The 1255-nt window shown below is 23.8% G+C and carries 2 protein-coding genes; both read right to left on the bottom strand.

From position 1 onward, the window contains the following. Positions 1 to 44: 44 nt before the first annotated feature. Complete coding sequence (locus G3997_RS04485; protein ID WP_296648741.1) at positions 45 to 869, bottom strand: aldo/keto reductase; 825 nt, start codon at positions 867 to 869, stop codon at positions 45 to 47. A 163-nt stretch (positions 870 to 1032) separates the two neighbouring features. Beyond that, positions 1033 to 1200, bottom strand: coding sequence for a hypothetical protein (locus G3997_RS04480; protein ID WP_296648739.1), 168 nt, complete (start codon positions 1198 to 1200; stop codon positions 1033 to 1035). Between the last annotated feature and the right edge of the window lie 55 nt (positions 1201 to 1255).

The raw sequence follows: 1255 nt of genomic DNA, 5'->3' as shown, positions 1-1255 counted from the left end.
AACACTATTAAATATTATAATATTATAGACATCATTTAAATGTATTAATATGTAGTATTAGCTGGTGGTGTTGTTACTGAAGAATAATAACCTTCATCTAATGAGTCTATGGCTTTCATATCTTCATCAGATATTTCAAAATCAAATATATCTATATTCTCTTTTATCCTATTTATATTTGATGACTTAGGTATAGGAATAACTCCTTTTTGCATATGCCATCTTAGTACTATTTGTACTATTGATTTTTTATATTTCTCAGATAAATCAATCATTAAATCATTAGATAATACTCTTCCTCTACTTATAGGACTCCATGCAACTACTTTTATATTATTAGCAYTACAATAATCTCTAATTTCATTTTTAATGCTAAAAGGATGTATCTCTACTTGATTTACCATTGGCATTATTTTTGCAGTTTTCTTTAATTCTTCTAAATGCTCAATTTTAAAATTACATACCCCAATAGCTTTTATTTTCCCACTTTCATATAAATCTTCAAAGGCTCTCCAAGTTTCAGAATTTAATTTGTTTGGCCAATGTATTAAATATAAATCTATGTAATCTACTTGTAGGTTTTCTAATGATTTATTAAATGCTTTTATAGTATTCTCATAACCATGATCATCATTCCAAAGTTTAGTTACTAAAAATATTTCTTCCCTATTTACTCCACTCTCTTTTATACCATTTCCTATTCCTACTTCATTGTCATAAAAAGAAGCTGTATCTATCATTTTATAACCTAGTTTTAAAGCATTTTTTATTATTTCAGATGTTTCTTCATCATTGCCTGATTTATAGGTTCCAAATCCGATTGATGGTATTTTCAAGCCATTACTTAATTTCATAAAATTTTCAATCATAATATATTTTCTCCCTTTATATTTTTGCCTATATTTCTTAATTTTGTAATATAAGCATTAGTAACTACAATTATAACAACAAATATATATACAGACTACCTTTATAACATTTATAATTCATTGTTGTTAATTTTTATTGATTTTGAATATTCATATCGTACTCTTATACTGAATAGATATTATAGAGAAAGTATGTTAACTTTTTAGGAGGAATATATTTATTAATATTTTTAGTATGACTAATATCTTCTATATTTACAACTTTACAACTACTTGTAAATACTTTTGCAGAAAGTTCAGGTATTTTATTATTTTGTTGATTTATATCCATATTTTACTCCTTTATTTTCTTATAATTTATATAAATTATATACTTTATTTAACAC

It is taken from the genome of Romboutsia sp. 13368 (assembly GCF_018336475.1).
GTDB lineage: Bacteria > Bacillota > Clostridia > Peptostreptococcales > Peptostreptococcaceae > Romboutsia.
Note: the sequence above shows the minus strand (reverse complement) of the source record. Positions and strands in the feature narration are given on the sequence as shown.